This window comes from Pseudomonas sp. TWR1-1-4, assembly GCF_049897165.1.
Taxonomy (GTDB): domain Bacteria; phylum Pseudomonadota; class Gammaproteobacteria; order Pseudomonadales; family Pseudomonadaceae; genus Aquipseudomonas; species Aquipseudomonas canadensis.
On sequence record NZ_JAFCVS010000007.1, the window covers coordinates 144,479 to 162,047 of the forward strand.

The 17,569-nt window shown below is 59.3% G+C and carries 15 protein-coding genes and 1 pseudogene; 6 read left to right on the forward strand and 10 right to left on the reverse strand.

The features are described from left to right. Positions 1 to 31 precede the first annotated feature (31 nt). Complete coding sequence (locus ACP7C6_RS22700; RefSeq protein ID WP_068936028.1) at positions 32 to 2,317, reverse strand: TonB-dependent receptor; 2,286 nt, start codon at positions 2,315 to 2,317, stop codon at positions 32 to 34. Between the two features lie 205 nt (positions 2,318 to 2,522). On the opposite strand from ACP7C6_RS22700, the gene ACP7C6_RS22705 reads away from it, so the two are divergent. Together ACP7C6_RS22705 and ACP7C6_RS22710 are read left to right on the forward strand one after the other, a co-directional pair. Beyond that, on the forward strand, positions 2,523 to 3,203 hold the full coding sequence (locus ACP7C6_RS22705; protein ID WP_426109276.1) for a Fe2+-dependent dioxygenase: 681 nt from the start codon (positions 2,523 to 2,525) through the stop codon (positions 3,201 to 3,203). Between the two features lies 1 nt (position 3,204). Next, complete coding sequence (locus ACP7C6_RS22710) at positions 3,205 to 3,957, forward strand: tetratricopeptide repeat protein (RefSeq protein ID WP_068936032.1); 753 nt, start codon at positions 3,205 to 3,207, stop codon at positions 3,955 to 3,957. Positions 3,958 to 4,045: 88 nt separating this feature from the next. Here ACP7C6_RS22710 and ACP7C6_RS22715 read toward each other — a convergent pair whose 3' ends face one another. Both ACP7C6_RS22715 and ACP7C6_RS22720 read right to left on the reverse strand, forming a co-directional pair. After that, complete coding sequence (locus ACP7C6_RS22715; RefSeq protein WP_010213203.1) at positions 4,046 to 5,209, reverse strand: type III PLP-dependent enzyme; 1,164 nt, start codon at positions 5,207 to 5,209, stop codon at positions 4,046 to 4,048. Positions 5,210 to 5,594: 385 nt separating this feature from the next. Further along, a pseudogene (locus ACP7C6_RS22720) lies at positions 5,595 to 5,774 on the reverse strand (glycine/betaine ABC transporter ATP-binding protein); the annotation flags it as partial. Positions 5,775 to 5,944: 170 nt separating this feature from the next. Between ACP7C6_RS22720 and ACP7C6_RS22725 the strand changes: the two are divergent. After that, the gene (locus ACP7C6_RS22725) at positions 5,945 to 6,799 is read left to right on the forward strand and encodes a hypothetical protein (RefSeq protein ID WP_426109277.1); all 855 of its coding nucleotides are present in this window, start codon (positions 5,945 to 5,947) and stop codon (positions 6,797 to 6,799) included. 59 nt (positions 6,800 to 6,858) lie between these two features. Here ACP7C6_RS22725 and ACP7C6_RS22730 read toward each other — a convergent pair whose 3' ends face one another. From ACP7C6_RS22730 to ACP7C6_RS22745, 4 genes are read right to left on the reverse strand one after another with little or no spacing between them, the layout of a single operon-like run. Further along, positions 6,859 to 8,013, reverse strand: a complete 1,155-nt coding sequence (locus tag ACP7C6_RS22730; protein ID WP_426109278.1) for a betaine/proline/choline family ABC transporter ATP-binding protein — start codon at positions 8,011 to 8,013, stop codon at positions 6,859 to 6,861. Next, the gene (locus ACP7C6_RS22735; RefSeq protein WP_010213201.1) at positions 8,010 to 8,663 is read right to left on the reverse strand and encodes an ABC transporter permease; all 654 of its coding nucleotides are present in this window, start codon (positions 8,661 to 8,663) and stop codon (positions 8,010 to 8,012) included. The genes ACP7C6_RS22730 and ACP7C6_RS22735 overlap by 4 nt, the downstream gene beginning before the upstream one ends. Positions 8,664 to 8,677: 14 nt before the next feature. Then, positions 8,678 to 9,571 (reverse strand): glycine betaine ABC transporter substrate-binding protein, encoded by an 894-nt coding sequence (locus ACP7C6_RS22740; protein ID WP_426109279.1) that lies wholly within the window; start codon positions 9,569 to 9,571, stop codon positions 8,678 to 8,680. A 20-nt stretch (positions 9,572 to 9,591) separates the two neighbouring features. Continuing rightward, a complete protein-coding gene (locus ACP7C6_RS22745) occupies positions 9,592 to 10,308 on the reverse strand; it encodes an ABC transporter permease (protein WP_028618817.1) in 717 nt (238 codons plus the stop codon). A gap of 331 nt (positions 10,309 to 10,639) precedes the next feature. Here ACP7C6_RS22745 and ACP7C6_RS22750 point away from each other — a divergent pair, with 331 nt between their 5' ends. The 3 genes from ACP7C6_RS22750 to ACP7C6_RS22760 all read left to right on the forward strand — a co-directional run bounded on the left by ACP7C6_RS22750 (position 10,640) and on the right by ACP7C6_RS22760 (position 12,943). After that, positions 10,640 to 12,223, forward strand: a complete 1,584-nt coding sequence (locus tag ACP7C6_RS22750) for a peptide chain release factor 3 (protein WP_010213196.1) — start codon at positions 10,640 to 10,642, stop codon at positions 12,221 to 12,223. Positions 12,224 to 12,346: 123 nt separating this feature from the next. Further along, positions 12,347 to 12,592, forward strand: a complete 246-nt coding sequence (locus ACP7C6_RS22755; RefSeq protein ID WP_068936036.1) for a hypothetical protein — start codon at positions 12,347 to 12,349, stop codon at positions 12,590 to 12,592. A 96-nt stretch (positions 12,593 to 12,688) separates the two neighbouring features. Continuing rightward, complete coding sequence (locus tag ACP7C6_RS22760; protein ID WP_426109280.1) at positions 12,689 to 12,943, forward strand: hypothetical protein; 255 nt, start codon at positions 12,689 to 12,691, stop codon at positions 12,941 to 12,943. Between the two features lie 66 nt (positions 12,944 to 13,009). Here ACP7C6_RS22760 and ACP7C6_RS22765 read toward each other — a convergent pair whose 3' ends face one another. From ACP7C6_RS22765 to ACP7C6_RS22775, 3 genes are all read right to left on the reverse strand, one after another. Continuing rightward, positions 13,010 to 15,268 carry a TonB-dependent siderophore receptor gene (locus ACP7C6_RS22765; protein ID WP_426109281.1) on the reverse strand — a complete coding sequence of 753 codons (2,259 nt, stop codon included), beginning with the start codon at positions 15,266 to 15,268 and terminating at the stop codon, positions 13,010 to 13,012. 358 nt (positions 15,269 to 15,626) lie between these two features. Continuing rightward, a complete protein-coding gene (locus ACP7C6_RS22770) occupies positions 15,627 to 16,598 on the reverse strand; it encodes a peptide ABC transporter ATP-binding protein (protein ID WP_017138288.1) in 972 nt (323 codons plus the stop codon). Further along, entirely contained in the window at positions 16,598 to 17,566 is a 969-nt protein-coding gene (locus ACP7C6_RS22775; RefSeq protein ID WP_028618822.1) for an ABC transporter ATP-binding protein, read from the reverse strand. The genes ACP7C6_RS22770 and ACP7C6_RS22775 overlap by 1 nt, the downstream gene beginning before the upstream one ends. Between the last annotated feature and the right edge of the window lie 3 nt (positions 17,567 to 17,569).

A 17,569-nucleotide genomic window follows, 5' to 3' on the forward strand; every position in this document is an offset into this window, starting at 1 on the left:
CGTGGGGCTTTTTACTGCGTGGTGTTGCTGCTTAGAAGTGGAAGCTGGTGGTCAACAGCGCCGTGCGACCGGCCGCCTGGTTGGCGAAGTGTGTCGAGAAGGCTTTGTCGTAATACAACTTGTCCGTCAGGTTTTGCACGTTCAATTGCAAGTCGACGTTCTTGGTCAGCTTGTAACTGGCCATGGCGTCGTAACGGGTATAGGACGGTACATAAACGGTGTTGCCCGCATCGCCATAAACCTGGTCGACGTAGAACGCGCCGCCACCGATGGTGAGCTTGGAGGTGACGTCGTAGGTGGTCCACAGGCTGAAGGTGTTCTTCGGCGTGTTGGGCATTTGATTGCCTTTGTTCGAACCCGAGCTGACCACGCCGTTGCGACCGTTCAGGCCGGATTTGACCAACTCGCTGTCGAGGTAGCTGTAGCCGGCGAATACCTGCCATTGGTCGGTGATCTTGCCGCTGGCCGACAATTCCACGCCGTCGACTTGGGACTCACCGGCGTTCTGATAGGTCAGGGCATCGACCAGGATGCGCGTGTTTTTCTTCTCGGTACGGAACACCGCAGCGGTCAGGGATAGGCGATCGTGGAACAGATCCCACTTGGTGCCCAGCTCGTAGTTGACGGTTTCTTCCGGCTGCAGGTCGCTGGTGGCGGCACCGGCTGACAGAGGGTTGCCGTCCGAACCTTCACCGACCAGGCCGCCGGCAGGCGTTGCCGACGTGGCATAGGACGCATAGACGCTGGCGTTTTCTACCGGCTTCCAGACCAGGCCGGCCTGCCAGTTGAAGAATTGGCTGTCTTCTTTGATTTTGCTGCGGCCGGTCGCGGAATCGGTGTTGGCAACGGTGTCAAAGGTGTCGTAGCGCAGGCCGACGTTCAGCAACCATTTCGGGTCCAGCTCAATGGTGTCGAACACATAGGCGCCACGGCTGGTGGCCTTGGTGGTGGTGCCGTAATAGTTGCGCGCGATGCTGCCGGTCCAGGCGTCATCCGGGTTCGGGTTGCTCAGGGAGGTGCACTGGCCGCCCAGGCTGCCTTTGGCCACGGTGCAGATCGGGTTGGCGTTGGGGCTGATGGTGTAGCTGCTGACGCGGGTTTCTTCACCGGTGAATTCCAGGCCGGTGGAGTAGCTGTGCTTGAAGCCCAAGGCCTGGAAGCTGCCGAACAGGTCGGTCTGGTTGGTGGTAGTGGTTGTGGTCGAGACCCGGCTGTTGGCGCGACGCCATACGGTGCCGAACCGGTTGACGTTGAATTTGCTGTCGTCCGGCTGCGTCAGGATGTAATCCTGCCCGGTGCTGCCGTGACGCAGGGTGTTTTTCAGCGTCATGGTGTCGTTCAGGTCGTGCTCGATGGAGAACGTGCTGATGTCGGCGCGGGTCTTGCGGAAGTCGCGATCCTTGAGGCCGTAGAAGTTGTTGCTGTCGCCGCCGTCGTTGGGCTTGTCATGTACATGGGCCGTCGCGGTCGACGAGCCGTAACCGTAGGGAATCCCCGAGTCCGGCAGGTCATTGCTTTCCAGGTGGTAGTAGCTGAGGTTGACGCGGGTCGGGGTACCCAGGCCAAAGGTCAGCGACGGGGCGACACCCCAGCGGTCGTAATTCACCGCATCGCGACCGGCCACGTTCTGTTCGTGGCTCATCAGGTTCAGGCGGAACGCGGCGCTGTCGTCGAGGAACTGACGGTTCACGTCGAGTACATAGCGGCGAGTCTGATCGGAACCGTAGGTGAAGCCGCCGTTGGTGAAGTCCCGCGCTTGTGGGGTCTTGCTCACCAGGTTGAGGCTGCCACCGGCCGAACCACGACCGCCGAACGCAGAGTTCGGGCCTTTGCTGACTTCGATCGACTCGATGTCAAAGATCTCGCGGCTCTGGCCGCCCGTGTCGCGCACACCGTCCAGGTAGGTGTCGCCTTGGGCGTCAAAACCACGGATGAACGGACGGTCGCCCTGGGGGTTGCCGCCCTCGCCGGCACCAAACGTGATGCCCGGTACGGTGCGCAAGGCGTCCTGCAGCGAGGTGGCGGCGGTGTCCTTGAGCACTTGTTGCGGCACCACGGTGACCGAGCGCGGCGTGTCGACCAGCGGCGCGGTGTATTTCTGCGACGAGGCTTTTTCGACCTGGTAGGAGGTGTTGTCCTGTTCTTCGCCAGTAATGCTGGTGGCGCCGAGGGAGATGCTGTTGCGCTGGCCTTTTTGTTCAGTGTCTTCGGCAGCCTGCGCCAGATGGGCGACAGAGCTGGCGCTGAGGGCAACGCCGATGGCCGAAGCCAGCATGCGTGGTGAACTGGCAGGTATTTTTGTAGTGGTGCGCGACATGACGTGTCCTTTCCCCAAGGATGTGAGGCCGCGGAATATAGTGTTAACAAGTATTTCTATCAATTGCGATACATTGCTAATTGCACTGAATTTACATTCTTTACACTTTTTGCTTACGGTTTTTACGAACTCATACGTCTGCTGCGTTTTACAGGGCGGATAAGAATCAATACCATTGGCATCTCTCCGAATTCAGGTATTGCCCATGCTGCTGCACATCCCCGGCCTGTTCTCTCGTGAGGAAGTGCAGCGCATCCGCCAAGCCCTGGAAACTGCCGATTGGGCCGACGGTAAAATCACCGCCGGGCACCAGTCCGCCAAGGCCAAACACAACCTGCAATTGCCCGAAGGCCACCCGCTGGCCAAGGAAATCGGCGCGGCGATGCTCGAGCGTTTGTGGCAGAACCCGCTGTTTATGTCGGCGGCGTTACCGCACAAGGTCTTCCCGCCGTTGCTCAACTGCTACACCGCTGGCGGCAGTTTCGATTTTCACATCGACAACGCCGTACGCCAGCCCAAAGGCAGTCACGAGCGCGTGCGCACTGATTTGTCATCCACCGTGTTTTTCAGCGACCCCGATGAGTACGACGGCGGCGAACTGGAAATCCAGGACACCTTCGGCCTGCAGCGCGTGAAGTTACCGGCCGGCGACATGGTGCTGTACCCCGGTTCCAGCTTGCACAAAGTCAACGCGGTGACTCGCGGCGCGCGCTACGCCTCTTTCTTCTGGACCCAAAGCCTGGTGCGCGAAGACAGCCAGCGCACCCTGCTGTACGAAATGGACGGCGCGATCCAGCAACTGAGCGCCGACGTGCCCGACCACCCCGCGCTGATCCAGCTCACCGGCACTTACCACAACCTGTTGCGCCGCTGGGTCGAGGTCTGACGTGGGTTTTTTGTTACGTCGTGAAGAAGTACTCAACGTCGAACAACTCCAATCCATGCTCGACGACTCCCCGGTGCGTGCAGCCCAGGCCATCCTGATCGCGGCCAAGGCAGGCGTGGTGGATGCCCAGGCGCTGCTCGGCCAAATCCTGCTGGAAGGGCGTGGCATTGAGCGCGATGAAGCCTTGGCGCTGCGCTGGTTCCAGATTGCGGCGCAGGGCGGGCACTTGATGGCGCGCAATATGGCCGGTCGCTGTTTGGAGCATGGTTGGGGTTGTGCGGCGGATGAAGCGGCAGCGGCGCGAGAATACCGTTTGGCCGCCGAGGCCGGTTTGGATTGGGCGCAATACAACTACGCCAATCTGCTGGCGACCGGGCGCGGTGTTACCGAGGACCAACCGCAAGCCCTGAGCCTATATCGCCAGGCTGCGGAACAAGGCCATGCCAAGTCGATGAACCTGTTGGGGCGTTATCTGGAAGACGGACAATGCTGCCCAAGAGATTTGGATGCCGCCGTGGAATGGTATCGACGCTCCGCCGAAGCCGGGGATTTTCGCGGGCAGTTCAGCTATGCGGCGGTGTTGGCTGACAGAGGTCAAATCGAAGCGGCGCTGGAGTGGTTGCGAGAGGCGTTGGCGGGCGGGAATTTGAAGTTTCTGCGCACGGCGCAGAAGGCGTTGGAGGCGGCTGACAATGCGCAAATCCGCGCGATGGCCGAAATATACAAAGGTCGCGCTATGCACCTAAACCCGTAGGAGCCGGCTTGCCGGCGATAGCGATCTTAAGGACGCCATCGCCGGCAAGCCGGCTCCTACAAAGGTTGATCGTTCCCGGGCGGGATGATCAGACGTAGAACGATTTCAGCGGCGGGAAGCCATTGAACTCAACCGCGCTGTAGCTGGTGGTGTAGGCACCGGTCGACAACCAGTACAGACGATCACCAATCGCCAGGTTCAGCGGCAGGCCGTACTTGTAGTTCTCGTACATGATATCGGCGCTGTCGCAGGTCGGGCCGGCGATGACCACTTCTTCCATCTCGCCTTTCTTCTCGGTCCAGATCGGGAACTTGATGGCTTCGTCCATGGTTTCGATCAGGCCGGAGAACTTGCCCACATCCGTGTACACCCAACGCTCGACGGCGGTACGGGATTTACGCGCCACCAGCACCACTTCGCTGACCAGGATACCGGCGTTGGCAATCAACGAACGGCCCGGCTCCAGGATGATTTCCGGCAGGTCGTCGCCGAAATCTTCCTTGAGGAAGCGGATGATTTCTTCAGCGTAGGTTTCCAGGCTGTTGGTGCGGGTGATGTAGTTGGCCGGGAAGCCGCCACCCATGTTGATCAGCTTGAGGTGGATGCCGTCTTCTTCCTTCAGGCGCTCGAAGATCACTTTGACCTTGGCGATCGCTGCGTCCCACACGCTGATGTCACGCTGTTGCGAACCTACGTGGAACGAGATGCCGTACGGCACCAGGCCCAGGTCACGGGCGAGGATCAGCAGGTCCATGGCCATGTCGGTCTGGCAGCCGAATTTGCGCGACAAAGGCCAGTCAGCCGTGGTCGAGCCCTCGGTGAGAATACGTACATACACTTTCGAGCCCGGCGCGGCCTTGGCGATGTTGCGCAGGTCGGCTTCGGAGTCGGTGGAGAACAGGCGCACGCCCTTCTCGTAGAAGTAGCGGATGTCCTTGGATTTCTTGATGGTGTTGCCGTAGCTGATACGGTCGGCGCTGACGCCACGGTCCATCACTTTGTCCAGCTCGTAGATCGAGGCGATGTCGAAGCTCGAACCCTTTTCTTTGAGCAGGTCAATGATCTCGACAGCCGGGTTGGCCTTGACCGCGTAATAGACTTTGGCGAATTCGAAACCGGCGCGCAGGTCATCGTAGGCCTGGCTGATCATCGCGGTGTCGATCACCACGAACGGGGTTTCTTGCTTGTCGGCGAACGCCTTCATTTTGTCAAAAGTGGCGCGCGCGAAATAATCTTCGACGTTGATCGACATGCTGGGAACTCCTAAGGGCAAACTGTATTGATCAATGGGTGCAAATGAACGTCCTCCGTATCCCCACTTTGGTTCGCCTACTTCCCAAGGCATGTCGCCGAAAGCAAAAAGGCCATGGGAATAACCGCTTCCCTTGGCCTTGCTGTCTCGTCGTCAGTACTTGAGCCGGATGGATCGTTTCCAGCATGGACGTTCGGCGCGAACTTTAGGGCGTGAGGGGCTTGAGATCAACTAAAAATGTCGCGTTTTTGCACGCGTTCGTCGCGCGAACCCGTGCAGCTACTTATGTAACCGACAGGTGTGACGGAATGATGTTCCCCGGAGGGGGCAATTTGAGGTGTTTCAGGCACTGTGAAGATCCAATGTGGGAGCGCGGCGCGTCAGGTCATGCGAGCGCCGTCTCGGCAGGGGAGACAATACTGGTCTTGCCCCCACGCGACTTACCAGAGCTCAGGTACTCGGCAATCGACTCCTGGGTCACTTCCCCGAGGAACACCCGCTCCGCATCCATCACCGGCAACCACGAGCGGTTGAACTCGTACATGCGCGACAGAATTAACCGTATCGGTGGAATCTGTAGATTTAAATTATAACGCGGTTGTTTTTAATGCTGTTTAAGTGTCGGTTACTGTCATTTCTAACAGGTGTGTGTTGCGCGGGTATCGCTTAGAGTTATGTGGCAGGGAGGATTGAAAAAAATGTTTATAGATTTTAATCGCTAAGGGAGTAAGGCGCATGAAGGAAGTACTGACAGTGTTCCTGGTAATGTTTCTTTCAGGATGTGTTGATTCTGGTGTAACGAAAACAAAAATTTCTGGATTGTTAACCGCGCAACGATTGAATGAACGTTATAACAGCGTGACAGAAGAGTGCCCGCCTTTTTATCCAGGAACGGCGTACTTGTGTTCAGGAGTATTGCTCAGAACCACAGATACGTCGAAACCTTGGAATCCTGTCCCCGCCGAAAAGGGAGTGGCGTTCTCGTTCTTGAGACGAGACTCGAAGTATGGGACATTGTACTCCGGAAATAATGGCATTATTTTTTACTCTAGACAGGACGCGCCCCGCGATAAGATCCATATTTCTATTTCTTGCTTTTTCCCTCGAGATGCCGCTAGCAGCGTCAGAGAAAATGACGGCTGTGGTCAAAGCGCCGGCATCCCAACTAGTGCAGAGTGCAGGTCGCTAGGTGTTATCACGGCCGATCAGTGGATTGCTCACTATAATAAGTACGGATCATATAGTGATATGTGTGGGTTCGATGTACGAGATGTTTTAGGTGAGCACGCCCGCACGGATTTTATGACAGTGCTCAAAGCGCAAGCGTTGATTAAACAACCGTGGGAATACAACGAAATTTTAATGCCTCAATGGTCTCAGGATATTGGGGGCGTACTACCTCTCCAAGCATTTTTCTATCTCAAGGATAACGATGCAGGTAAGAAAAAGGCGCGGGAAAACCAAATAACATTCGAGACAGAAACCGGAATCGCGCTGCCCATTGTTTCCCTTAGCTTGCCATCAACACCTCAGGAAGACGCGAGTTTTAGTTTTGATCGGAATGATCAGGCAATCAAATTCGACGACTAACAGGATCAGTCATTTTTCGCGAACAGAGGCAGAGGAGGCTTCTGTCCGCGAAGCAGTCCTCAGGCCAGGGCGGCGGCAGGCGAAACGATGCTGGTCTTGCCCCCACGAGACTTACCGGAACTCAAGTATTCGGCAATCGATTCCTGAGTCACCTCCCCGAGGAACACCCGCTCGGCATCCATCACCGGCAGCCACGAGCGGTTGAACTCGTACATGCGCGACAGCAGGATGCGCAAATGCTCGTCATACGCCGCCGTGGCGTTGAACTCGCGCAGGTACTGGCCGCAAGTCCCGGTCTGACGGTGCAGGTCGCGACGTCGTACATAACCCAGCGCTTTATTCTCGGCACAGGTGACCACCACGTAGCGGCGGTCATGCTCGTCCATCAATTCCAGTGCATCGGCCACCGGCGTTTCAGGGCTCACCGACGGCGCATTGTCCGCCGCGTCTTCGGCCTTCACCAGCAACAGGCGCTTGAGGGTGCTGTCCTGGCCCACGAAGTTGCTGATGAATTCGTCGGCCGGGTGCGCCAGCAGCGTGTCCGGATGGTCGATCTGCAACAGCTTGCCAGCGCGGAAAATCGCGATCTTGTCGCCCAGCTTGATCGCCTCGTCGATGTCATGGCTGACCATGATCACGGTCTTGTTCAGCGCGCGCTGCATCTCGAAGAATTCGTTCTGGATCATCTCGCGGTTGATCGGGTCGACTGCGCCGAACGGTTCGTCCATCAGCAGCAACGGCGCGTCGGCCGCCAGGGCTCGGATCACGCCGATTCGCTGTTGCTGGCCACCCGACAATTCACGCGGGTAGCGATGCAAGTACTGCTTGGGCTCCAGCTTGATCATGCTCATCAACTCGCGGGCGCGGTCATGGCATTTCTGTTTGTCCCAGCCAAGCAGCTTGGGCACCACCACGATGTTTTCCTCGATGGTCATGTTGGGGAACAGGCCGATCTGCTGGATCACGTAGCCGATGTTGCGACGCAGGGTCACTTCGTCGAGGTCGGTGGTGTCTTCGCCATTGATCAGGATCTTGCCCGAAGTGGGCTTGATCAGGCGGTTGATCATCTTCAGCGTGGTGCTTTTGCCGCAACCGGATGGGCCGAGGAACACGCAAATCTCGCCTTCATTGACGGTCAGGCTTACATCGTTCACGGCGGTGACAGTCTTGCCGTTGCTTTGGAAGGTCTTGGACAGGTTTTGAAGTTCGATCATTTGAGCAATCCTTTTGGAGTCAGCGAGCGTTGCAGCCATTGCAAGAGCAGGTCGGCGAAGATGGCCAGGAGACTGACCAGCACGGCGCCAACGATCAGCATCGACATGTCGCTGCGGCTGATGGAAGCCAGAATAAGTACACCCAGGCCACCGGCACCGATGGTGGCGGCGATGGTCATGACACCGATATTCATCACCACTGCGGTGCGCACACCGGCGAGGATCACCGGCACGGCGATGGGTAACTCGACCATGCGCAGGCGCTGGCCGAAGGTCATGCCGATGCCGCGTGCGGCTTCGCGAATACCCGGTTCCACGCCGGTGAGGGCAAGGTAGGTGTTACGCATGATCGGCAGCAGGGAGTAGAGGAACACGGCGGTGATCGCCGGCATTGGCCCCAGGCCCTGGCCGAACTTGGAGTAGAACGGCAACAGCAGGCCGAACAGGGCGATGGACGGCACGGTCAGCAGCACCGTGGCGCTCGCTTGCAGCGGACCGGCAAGCGTCGGGAAGCGCGTCATCAGGATGCCCAGGGGCACACCGATCAGGATCGCGAGGATCACGGCGATACCGACCAGGGTGATGTGCTGCCCGGTCAGTTGTAGGACTTGGGCCCAATCAAGATGGGAAAAGGCGTTCAGGAATTCCATGTCTTCTCCTCTTATTAATTGATCGGATGTTGGCGCAGGAAGTCGGCGGCAACCGCGGAGGGGCTTTCATGGTCGACGTCGACCCGCGCGTTCAACTGGCGCATGGTTTCGTCGTCGAACAGATCGGCCAATGGCTTGAGGTCAGCGGCCAGTTCCGGGTGAGCGTCGAGATACACCTGACGCACCACAGGGGCGGCGGTGTAGTCCGGGAAGTAATGCTTGTCGTCTTCCAGCAGCTTCAGTTTGAAGGCGTTCAGGCGACCGTCGGTGGTGTAGACCAGACCGGCAAACACCTGGCCATTACGCAGAGCGGTGTAGACCAGGCCGGCGTCCATCTGCCGGGTGTTTTTGCGCGTGAGGTTCATGTCATACAGCTTGACCATGCCGCCCATGCCGTCGGAACGGTTGGCGAACTCGGTGTCCAGAGCCACCAGGCGCGTGCCTTTGGTTTTCTCTGCCAGGGCTAGGGTAAGGTCGCTGATGCTGTTGATCTGCGGGAACTCCTTGGCCACATTCTCGGGCAGCGCCAGGGCGTAGGTGTTGCTGAAACGCGAGGGCGAGAGCCAGACCAGGCCTTTTTTCGCGTCGAGTTCTTTTACCCGTGCGTAGGACTGTTCGCTGTCGAGCTTTTCGTCGACATGGTTGTAGGCCACCAGCGACACACCGGTGTATTCCCAGATCAGGTCCAGTTGCCCGCTTTCCTGGGCACTGCGCGCCAGGTTGCTGCCCAGGCCGCCGGTCACACGGGCATCATAGCCCTTGGTGCGCAGGTACTGGGACGTGATTTCGGCCAGCAGGGTCTGTTCGGTGAACACCCGGGCGCCGATGCGGATCACCGGTTTTTCGGCAGCTTGCGCAATACCTGCAAACAGCAGGACGCAGCTCAATATCAGGGTCAGTCTTTTCATGTGATTTCCTTTGCCAAGCCTTAAGACGGACGCAACCCGCGTTCCAGCCAGAGGCGGCTGGCCATGGTCACCAGACCGTCGAGCAGCAATGCCAGCAACGCGGTGCACGCGGCGCCAAGCAGCAATTGCGGCTGATTGTTCAGGGCGATGCCGGGGAAGATCAGGCTGCCCAGGCTGTTGGCGCCGATCAGGAAGGCCAGCGGGGCGGTGCCGACGTTGATCGCCAGGGCCACGCGCACACCGCCGATGATGATCGGCACGGCGTTGGGTAATTCCACGCGAAACAGCACCTGGCGCGGCGTCATACCGATGCCGGTGGCGGCTTCTTTCAGCGAGCCTTGAACGTTTTTGAGGCCTTCGTAGGTGTTGCGCACAATGGGCAGCAACGAGGCGAGGAACAGCGCGAAGATCGCCGGGCCGCTGCCAATGCCGAGGACGCCGAGGGCGATGGCCAGTACGGCCAGGGGAGGGACGGTGTTGCCGATGTTGAAGATTTGCATGAAGCGTTCTGCGCGCCCGACCATGTGCGGTCGGCTGAGCAGGATACCGGCGGGGATGCCCACAATGAGGGCGGCCAGCATGGAGACAAGAACGAGGATCAGATGAGCTTGCAGGTAAAACAACAAATCGTCGCGGTACAGTTCGATCGTGTTGATGCCGATCCAGTGGACCAGCAGGGCCAAGAGGGCGACGACAACCGCTCCTCCTATCAGCCCTTTGCCATAGCGAATAGCCACAGGCGGACTCCTTTTTTCTTTTGTCGGCGAACACATTTCCGAGCGGCAATGCCATTCCTGGCTGTCGGCGAATGAGTTCGCGAAAAGCAGCTCGCCGATACCGGCAACGCGGTATGCGATCGAGCCATGAGCGCAGCCTCGTCAGGCTAACTTGCTGATTTATCAGCCCCTGTTCCGAGTGCGGCAGCAGGGGAGTGGACGTCTCTACCTTTTAAAAGGTTCCACACTTGGCAGCAATTAGCCACCCCCAATCGGGTGAACGGTGGTCCGGCCCCTGGGGTTTGCGCTATACTCGCCGCCCTTTTTTGACTCACCTGCCAGGCGATTTCCCATGACCCACCAGGCCGCCGAAGTCGCGAAACGCCGCACTTTCGCCATTATTTCCCACCCCGATGCCGGTAAAACCACTATCACCGAGAAGCTCTTGCTGATGGGCAAGGCAATCGCGGTGGCCGGCACGGTGAAATCCCGCAAATCCGACCGCCATGCCACCTCCGACTGGATGGAAATGGAAAAACAACGGGGTATCTCCATTACCACGTCGGTCATGCAGTTCCCGTATCGCGACCACATGGTCAACCTGCTCGATACCCCGGGCCACGAAGACTTCTCCGAAGACACCTACCGCACCCTGACCGCGGTGGACTCGGCGTTGATGGTCCTCGACGGCGGTAAAGGCGTCGAGCCACGTACCATTGCGCTGATGGACGTGTGCCGTCTGCGTGACACGCCCATCGTCAGCTTCATCAACAAACTCGACCGCGACATCCGCGACCCGATCGAACTGTTGGACGAAATCGAAGCCGTCCTGAAGATCAAGGCTGCGCCTATCACCTGGCCGATCGGTTGCTATCGCGACTTCAAGGGCGTGTACCACCTGGCCGACGACTACATCATTGTCTACACCGCCGGCCACGGTCATGAGCGCACCGAAACCAAGATCATCGAGAAACTCGACTCCGACGAAGCCCGCGCCCACCTGGGTGACGAGTACGACCGCTTTGTTGATCAGCTGGAACTGGTGCAGGGCGCCTGTCATGAGTTCAACCAGCAGGAATTCCTCGACGGCCAGTTGACCCCGGTGTTCTTTGGTACGGCCCTGGGCAACTTCGGTGTCGACCATGTGCTGGACGCCGTGGTGGATTGGGCTCCACGCCCATTGGCCCGTGTCGCCAACGAGCGCACCGTAGAACCGGTCGAAGAGAAATTCACCGGCTTCGTGTTCAAGATCCAAGCGAACATGGACCCAAAACACCGCGACCGTATCGCCTTCATGCGCATCTGCTCCGGCAAATACGAAAAAGGCATGAAGATGCGCCACGTGCGTACCGGCAAGGACGTACGCATCGGCGACGCCTTGACGTTCTTCTCCTCCGAGCGTGAACAGCTCGAAGAAGCCTACGCCGGCGACATCATCGGCCTGCACAACCATGGCACCATCCAGATCGGCGACACCTTCACCGAAGGCGAAGCCCTGGGCTTCACCGGTATCCCGCACTTCGCCCCGGAACTGTTCCGTCGCGTTCGCCTGCGCGACCCCCTGAAATCCAAGCAACTGCGCCAGGGCCTGCAGCAATTGGCGGAAGAGGGGGCCACCCAAGTGTTCTTCCCGGAGCGCAGCAACGACATCATCCTCGGCGCCGTCGGCGTGCTGCAGTTCGATGTGGTCGCCAGCCGCTTGAAAGAGGAATACAAGGTGGAGTGCTCGTATGAGCCGATCACCGTGTACTCCGCACGCTGGATCGATTGCAGCGATAAGAAGAAGTTGGAAGAGTTCTCCAACAAGGCTGTGGAAAACCTCGCGGTCGACGGCGGTGGTCATCTGACTTACCTGGCGCCGACGCGGGTGAACCTGGCGTTGATGGAAGAGCGCTGGCCGGATGTGAAATTCCGTGCGACCCGTGAGCACCATTAAGGTCTGAGCGGTAAAGAAAAGGGCGAAGCTGTTATGGCTTCGCCCTTTTTTGTGGCGAGAGTGGCGTATCGGGTCTAGTTTTTTGGGTGCAGGATTTATCCACTGACTGAAAAGGAAAGCGCTGTGCCTAGTGTCAAACGCGTCATCTGCTGGATGCTGTTAGCCGGTCTGGGGCTGTCCACGATCCCGGCACTGGCGGGCGCTGGAACTGCGCAATGGAAAGACACCGGCCCGGTCACCAAGAAAAAGCAACAAGAGGTCAACTCCGGCAGTTGGAAACCCCAAGCCCAGCCCGCGCCGAAGGAAGACCAGGAAAACCCCTACAACGAGGGTGAGGACAGTGAAACCTACGACGACGGCGAAACCTGACGCCTGGCGCAAACCCGGCATTGGGACTAGCGTCAAGGCTGGCAGCGGTAAACGGCTGTCGCGTGGGATCTACCTACTGACTGGACGGAATCAACCATGAGTATTTTTCAACGTGTAGTGCTGTTGATAAAGGTGCTGGTGCTGTTGTCGTTGGGGATGTCGTCGGCCTGGGCGCATAACCCGGTGAAGAGCGGTGTTGTGTCGTCGGGGCATAGCCAGGATTTGCAACTGGCCAAGTCCGAGGCGGAGCCTGGCGACAAGGGTCAGGGTGGCAGCGAGGACGACGATGACTCCAGCACCGACGAACCGGACAGCGATGATCCGGACGCTGAAGGCGACAGCCAGACGTAGTCACAGCCAGAAACGAAACCGCCCGGTTAGCCGGGCGGAGTCAGCTATGTGCTCGCTGTGTTTCGATCAGAACGATGTAGTGACCGAGGCGAAGTAAGCGCGGCCGGGTTCGTTGTAGGTCTGGGCACCTGCGTCCTCGGCATTGCCTTTGCGATACAGGCGCTTGTCCAGCAGGTTGTTGATACCGATGCGTACGCTGAGGTTTTTGTTGAACTCATAACCGCTGCTCAAGCCCATCAACCCGTACGGGTCGACATCCTGTTGGGCGCTGCGATCGTAGCTACTGGCGTTGCGTGAGTTGAGCGTCGGCGATTCCTGCTTGCCGTAATAGGTACCGCTGACCTGGAACGAAAGTTTGTCGGTGGCTTGCCAGTCCAGCGTGGTGTTGACGGTGTACTTGGGAATGATGCTCAGCGGCTCGCCGGTGTCTTTGTCCTTGGAATCAATCATGTAGGTCAGGTTGGTGTTCCAGTCCAGATCGTTGCGCAGGCTCACGAACAGGTTGCCCTCGACCCCCTGCACCAGAGCCGGCCCGCTGTTTTCCCATTGCAGGACGCGACGGCCATTGGCCAGGCGGAACGCCGCCTCGTTGCTGGCATTGATCTTGTTCTTGTAGTCATTGCGGAAGTAGGTCGCGCTGGTGCGCCAGGTGCCCTTGTCGTAGGCCAGGCCGATTTCCTTGTTGACGCTGATTTCCGGCTTCAGGTCCCGATTACCCACCAGGTAGCAGCCCCCCAGGTTGGCTTCGCTGGCGTTGCATCCGTTGCCACGGCTGTACAGCAAGTAGTTCGGGTTCGACTGGTACAGGTTGGGCGTCTTGTACGCCCGGGCGATACCGCCCTTGAGGCTCAACTCGTCGGTCAACTGGTGCGAGGCGTTGAGGCTGGGGCTCCAGTTGCCGCCAAACTCTTCGTGATCGTCGAAGCGCAGGCCGGGGGTGACGATGGTCTTGCTGCCCAACTCGATGTTGTCCTCGGCAAACAGTGCGTAGCTCGACGCGGTGGTCTTGGTGCTGTTGCGACTGACACCGGGGATGCCAGGCACGCCGCCGGTGCCCGGGTCATAGGTTTGCGGGCGCAACGAGCCCGGATCGTTCATCGACTCATAGAGGTATTCACTGCCCAGCGTCAGCACCTGCTCGGCGCCAAAGCTCAGTGGCAGGTTGACCTCTGCCGTAGCCCGGGTGTTGCGCAGGCGCGATTCGAAACGGCCTGCCGTGGCGGAAGGCGCGCCTTCGCCGGAGCCGGCCAAGCCTTCATTGAGACGCTCGTTGCGGGTCAGGTCGTGAGTCAACGAGGCGAGGGTGGAACCCCAGTCAAATTCGCCGCGGTGAGTGGCGGAAAAGCTGCTGCGTTGGATCACACTGGTTTCCTTGCCCACCAGGCTGTCCACGAAGGTGCCACCGCCGTTGAGCATGGTGTCGCCGGCGAAGATGTTGCCCTGGCGGCTGTAGCTGGCTTCCAGGTCGAGGGTTTGCTCCGGGGTGAATTGCCAACTCAACAAGCCGTTGACGTCTTTGTTGCGCACGCCTTCGCGGCCGGCCACCAGCGAGTCGGCCGTCGCTTGCTCGGTGCGGTTGATGTCGGAATCGTCGGCGTCGGTCTTGCTCAGGCCGCCGTAGACGCGAAACGCCAGGGAGTCGGTCAACGGGCCGCTGAGGTTGAAGTTGGTGCGCTTACTCGCGCCTTCGGCGTCGTCTTCGGGAAATGAGGTGTAGGCGGTCAGCGAGCCGTGCAATTGGTCGGTCGGTCGCTTGGTGATGATGTTGACCACCCCGCCCATGGCGCCCGAGCCGTAACGGGCGGCGGCCGGACCGCGCAGGATTTCGATGCGTTCGACTTCTTCGGCCGGCACCCAGTTGGTTTCGCCACGGGTGTCGCGGTCACCGCTCCAGCCGTAACGCACGGCGTTGCGTGAGGTCGACGGCTTGCCATCGATCAGGATCAGGGTGTTTTCCGGGCCCATGCCGCGCAGGTCGATCTGACGGTTGTTGCCACGGCTGCCGCTGGAACTGTTGCCGGTCAGGTTGACGCCCGGCTCGCGACGGATGATGTCCGACAGGTCATTGGTGGGCGGGCGCTTCTTGATGTCCTCGGCAGTGATGATCGACACGCCGGGGGCTTGTTTGAGTTCTTCTGCCGCCGTCCCGAGTACGCGGGTGACTTCCAGCTCCAAGGCCTGTGGCGTGCCGTCTACGGGGAGGTCTGTCGCTTCGATCGGTACTTTGTCGCGTTCTGTTTCCACGGTATCCGCCAGCAGGGCAGGCGAGGAGAAGGCAGCGATAAACGCCAGGGAGAAATGGCTGAGCCTGAATCGAGACGACATGTCCACAAAGTCCTTTAGGGAGGGGCAGTTGAACGAGATGCGCCTGAGTCGCCGTCTTGCAGCGAACGTGTCTTCAGGCGCTCTCCATGCGCCGGAATGGTATTGATTCTCAAATAAAAGTAAATTGCATTTACAATCTATACACTTTCAAAATAGTGTTTTTCTCATGTTTTCAAGGCGCAAGCCCCCTAGAACCAAGGGATTTGAATGTGTGTTTTTTGTTACAAATTGATCGTTGAGCCGCTGCGACCTCCCCTGCCTGACGCTCTGTTTGCGCCCCACAAAAACGAAAAAGCCCCTCCGGCCAGACTGATGCGCAATCTGGCGGGAAGGGCTGTGGAACGCTGTGAAACTGAGCTTAAGCCACGAACTGCTCCGCATAGTGGCAAGCCACCTGACGGTTATCCAACGCACGCAGCTGCGGCTCTTCGCTGCTGCACCGCGCGGTCGCATACGGGCAGCGCTTATGGAAGGCGCAGCCAGGCGGCGGGTTCAGCGGGTTGGGCAGTTCGCCGACAATCTTGATCTTCGGCTTGTTCGGGTCCGGGTGGATGGTCGGGGTGGCCGACAGCAGCGCCTGGGTATAGGGGTGCAGCGGGCGTGCGTAGATGTCTTCCTTGGGGCCCACTTCCACCGGGCGGCCGAGGTACATCACCATCACGTCATCGGCGACGTGCTGCACCACCGCCAGGTTGTGGGAGATGAACACGTAGGCCGTGTTGAACTCCTGCTGCAGGTCCATGAACAGGTTGAGCACCTGGGCCTGGATCGACACGTCCAGTGCGGAGGTGGGTTCATCCGCCACCAGCACTTTGGGTTGCAGCATCATGGCGCGGGCCAGGGCGATTCGCTGGCGCTGGCCACCGGAGAACATGTGCGGGTAGCGCTGATAGTGCTCGGGGCGCAGGCCCACTTGCTTCATCATCGCCTGCACTTTCTCGCGGCGTTCGGCGGCGGACAGGTTGGTGTTGATCAGCAGCGGCTCGCCGAGTTGATCACCGACTTTCTGGCGTGGGTTCAGCGAGGCGTACGGGCTCTGGAACACCATCTGCACGTCTTTGCGCAGTTGCTTGCGCTGGGCCTTGTCGGCGCCGGCCACTTCCTGGCCGGCGATTTTCAAGGAGCCGGAAGACGGCTCTTCAATCAATGTGAGCGCACGGGCCAAGGTGGATTTGCCGCAACCCGACTCGCCTACCACTGCGAGGGTCTTGCCGGCTTCCAGCTCAAAGGACACGCCATTGAGTGCACGCACCAACGCGTGTCCCTTGAACAGGCCACGGGACACTTCGTAGTGACGGGTCAGGTCGCGGGCGGTAAGAACGACGGCCATTACGCCACCTCCTGGTTCAAGGGGTAGAAGCAGCGCGCAAGGCTGTTGGTTTTTGGATCAAGCCCCGGACGCTGGGCACGGCAGGAATCCTGCACATACGGGCAGCGCGGTGACAGCAGGCAACCCTGCGGGCGGTCATAACGACCTGGAACGATACCTGGCAGCGTCGCCAAACGCGTGGCGCCGAGGCTGTGCTCGGGGATCGCCTTGAGCAGCGCTTCGCTGTACGGGTGCGCCGGAATGTCGAACAGTTGCGGCACCTGGCCGACCTCAACCGCCTGGCCTGCGTACATCACGCACACACGCTGGGCGGTTTCCGCCACGACTGCAAGGTCGTGAGTGATCAGCACCAGGCCCATGTTCTGTTCTTTCTGCAAGGCCAGCAGCAGTTCCATGATCTGCGCCTGGATGGTGACGTCCAGCGCCGTGGTCGGTTCGTCCGCGATCAGCAGTTTCGGCTCGCCGGCAATCGCCATGGCGATTGCCACACGCTGGCTCATGCCGCCGGACAGTTGGTGCGGGTAGGCATCCATACGGCTGGCAGCGCCTGGGATCTCCACTTTTTCCAACAGTTCGATGGCACGCTTGCGCGCTTGTTTGCCGGACATTTTCAGGTGCAGGCGCAGCACTTCTTCAATCTGGAAACCCACGGTGTAGCTGGGGTTCAGCGCGGTCATCGGGTCCTGGAACACCATCGCCAGGTCTTTGCCGACGATCTGGCGGCGCTGGCGGTTGCTCAGCTTGAGCATGTCCTTGCCGTCGAAGTTCAGCGCGTCGGCGGTGACGATGCCGGGATGCTCGATCAGGCCCATCAGCGCCATCATGGTCACGGATTTACCCGAACCCGACTCGCCAACGATCGCCAGTACTTCGCCTTTGTCGACCGAAATGTCGAGGCCATCGACCACCGGAACGGCGGTCTTGTCGCCGAAGCGCACGTTGAGATTCTTGATTTCTAACAGTGACATGGG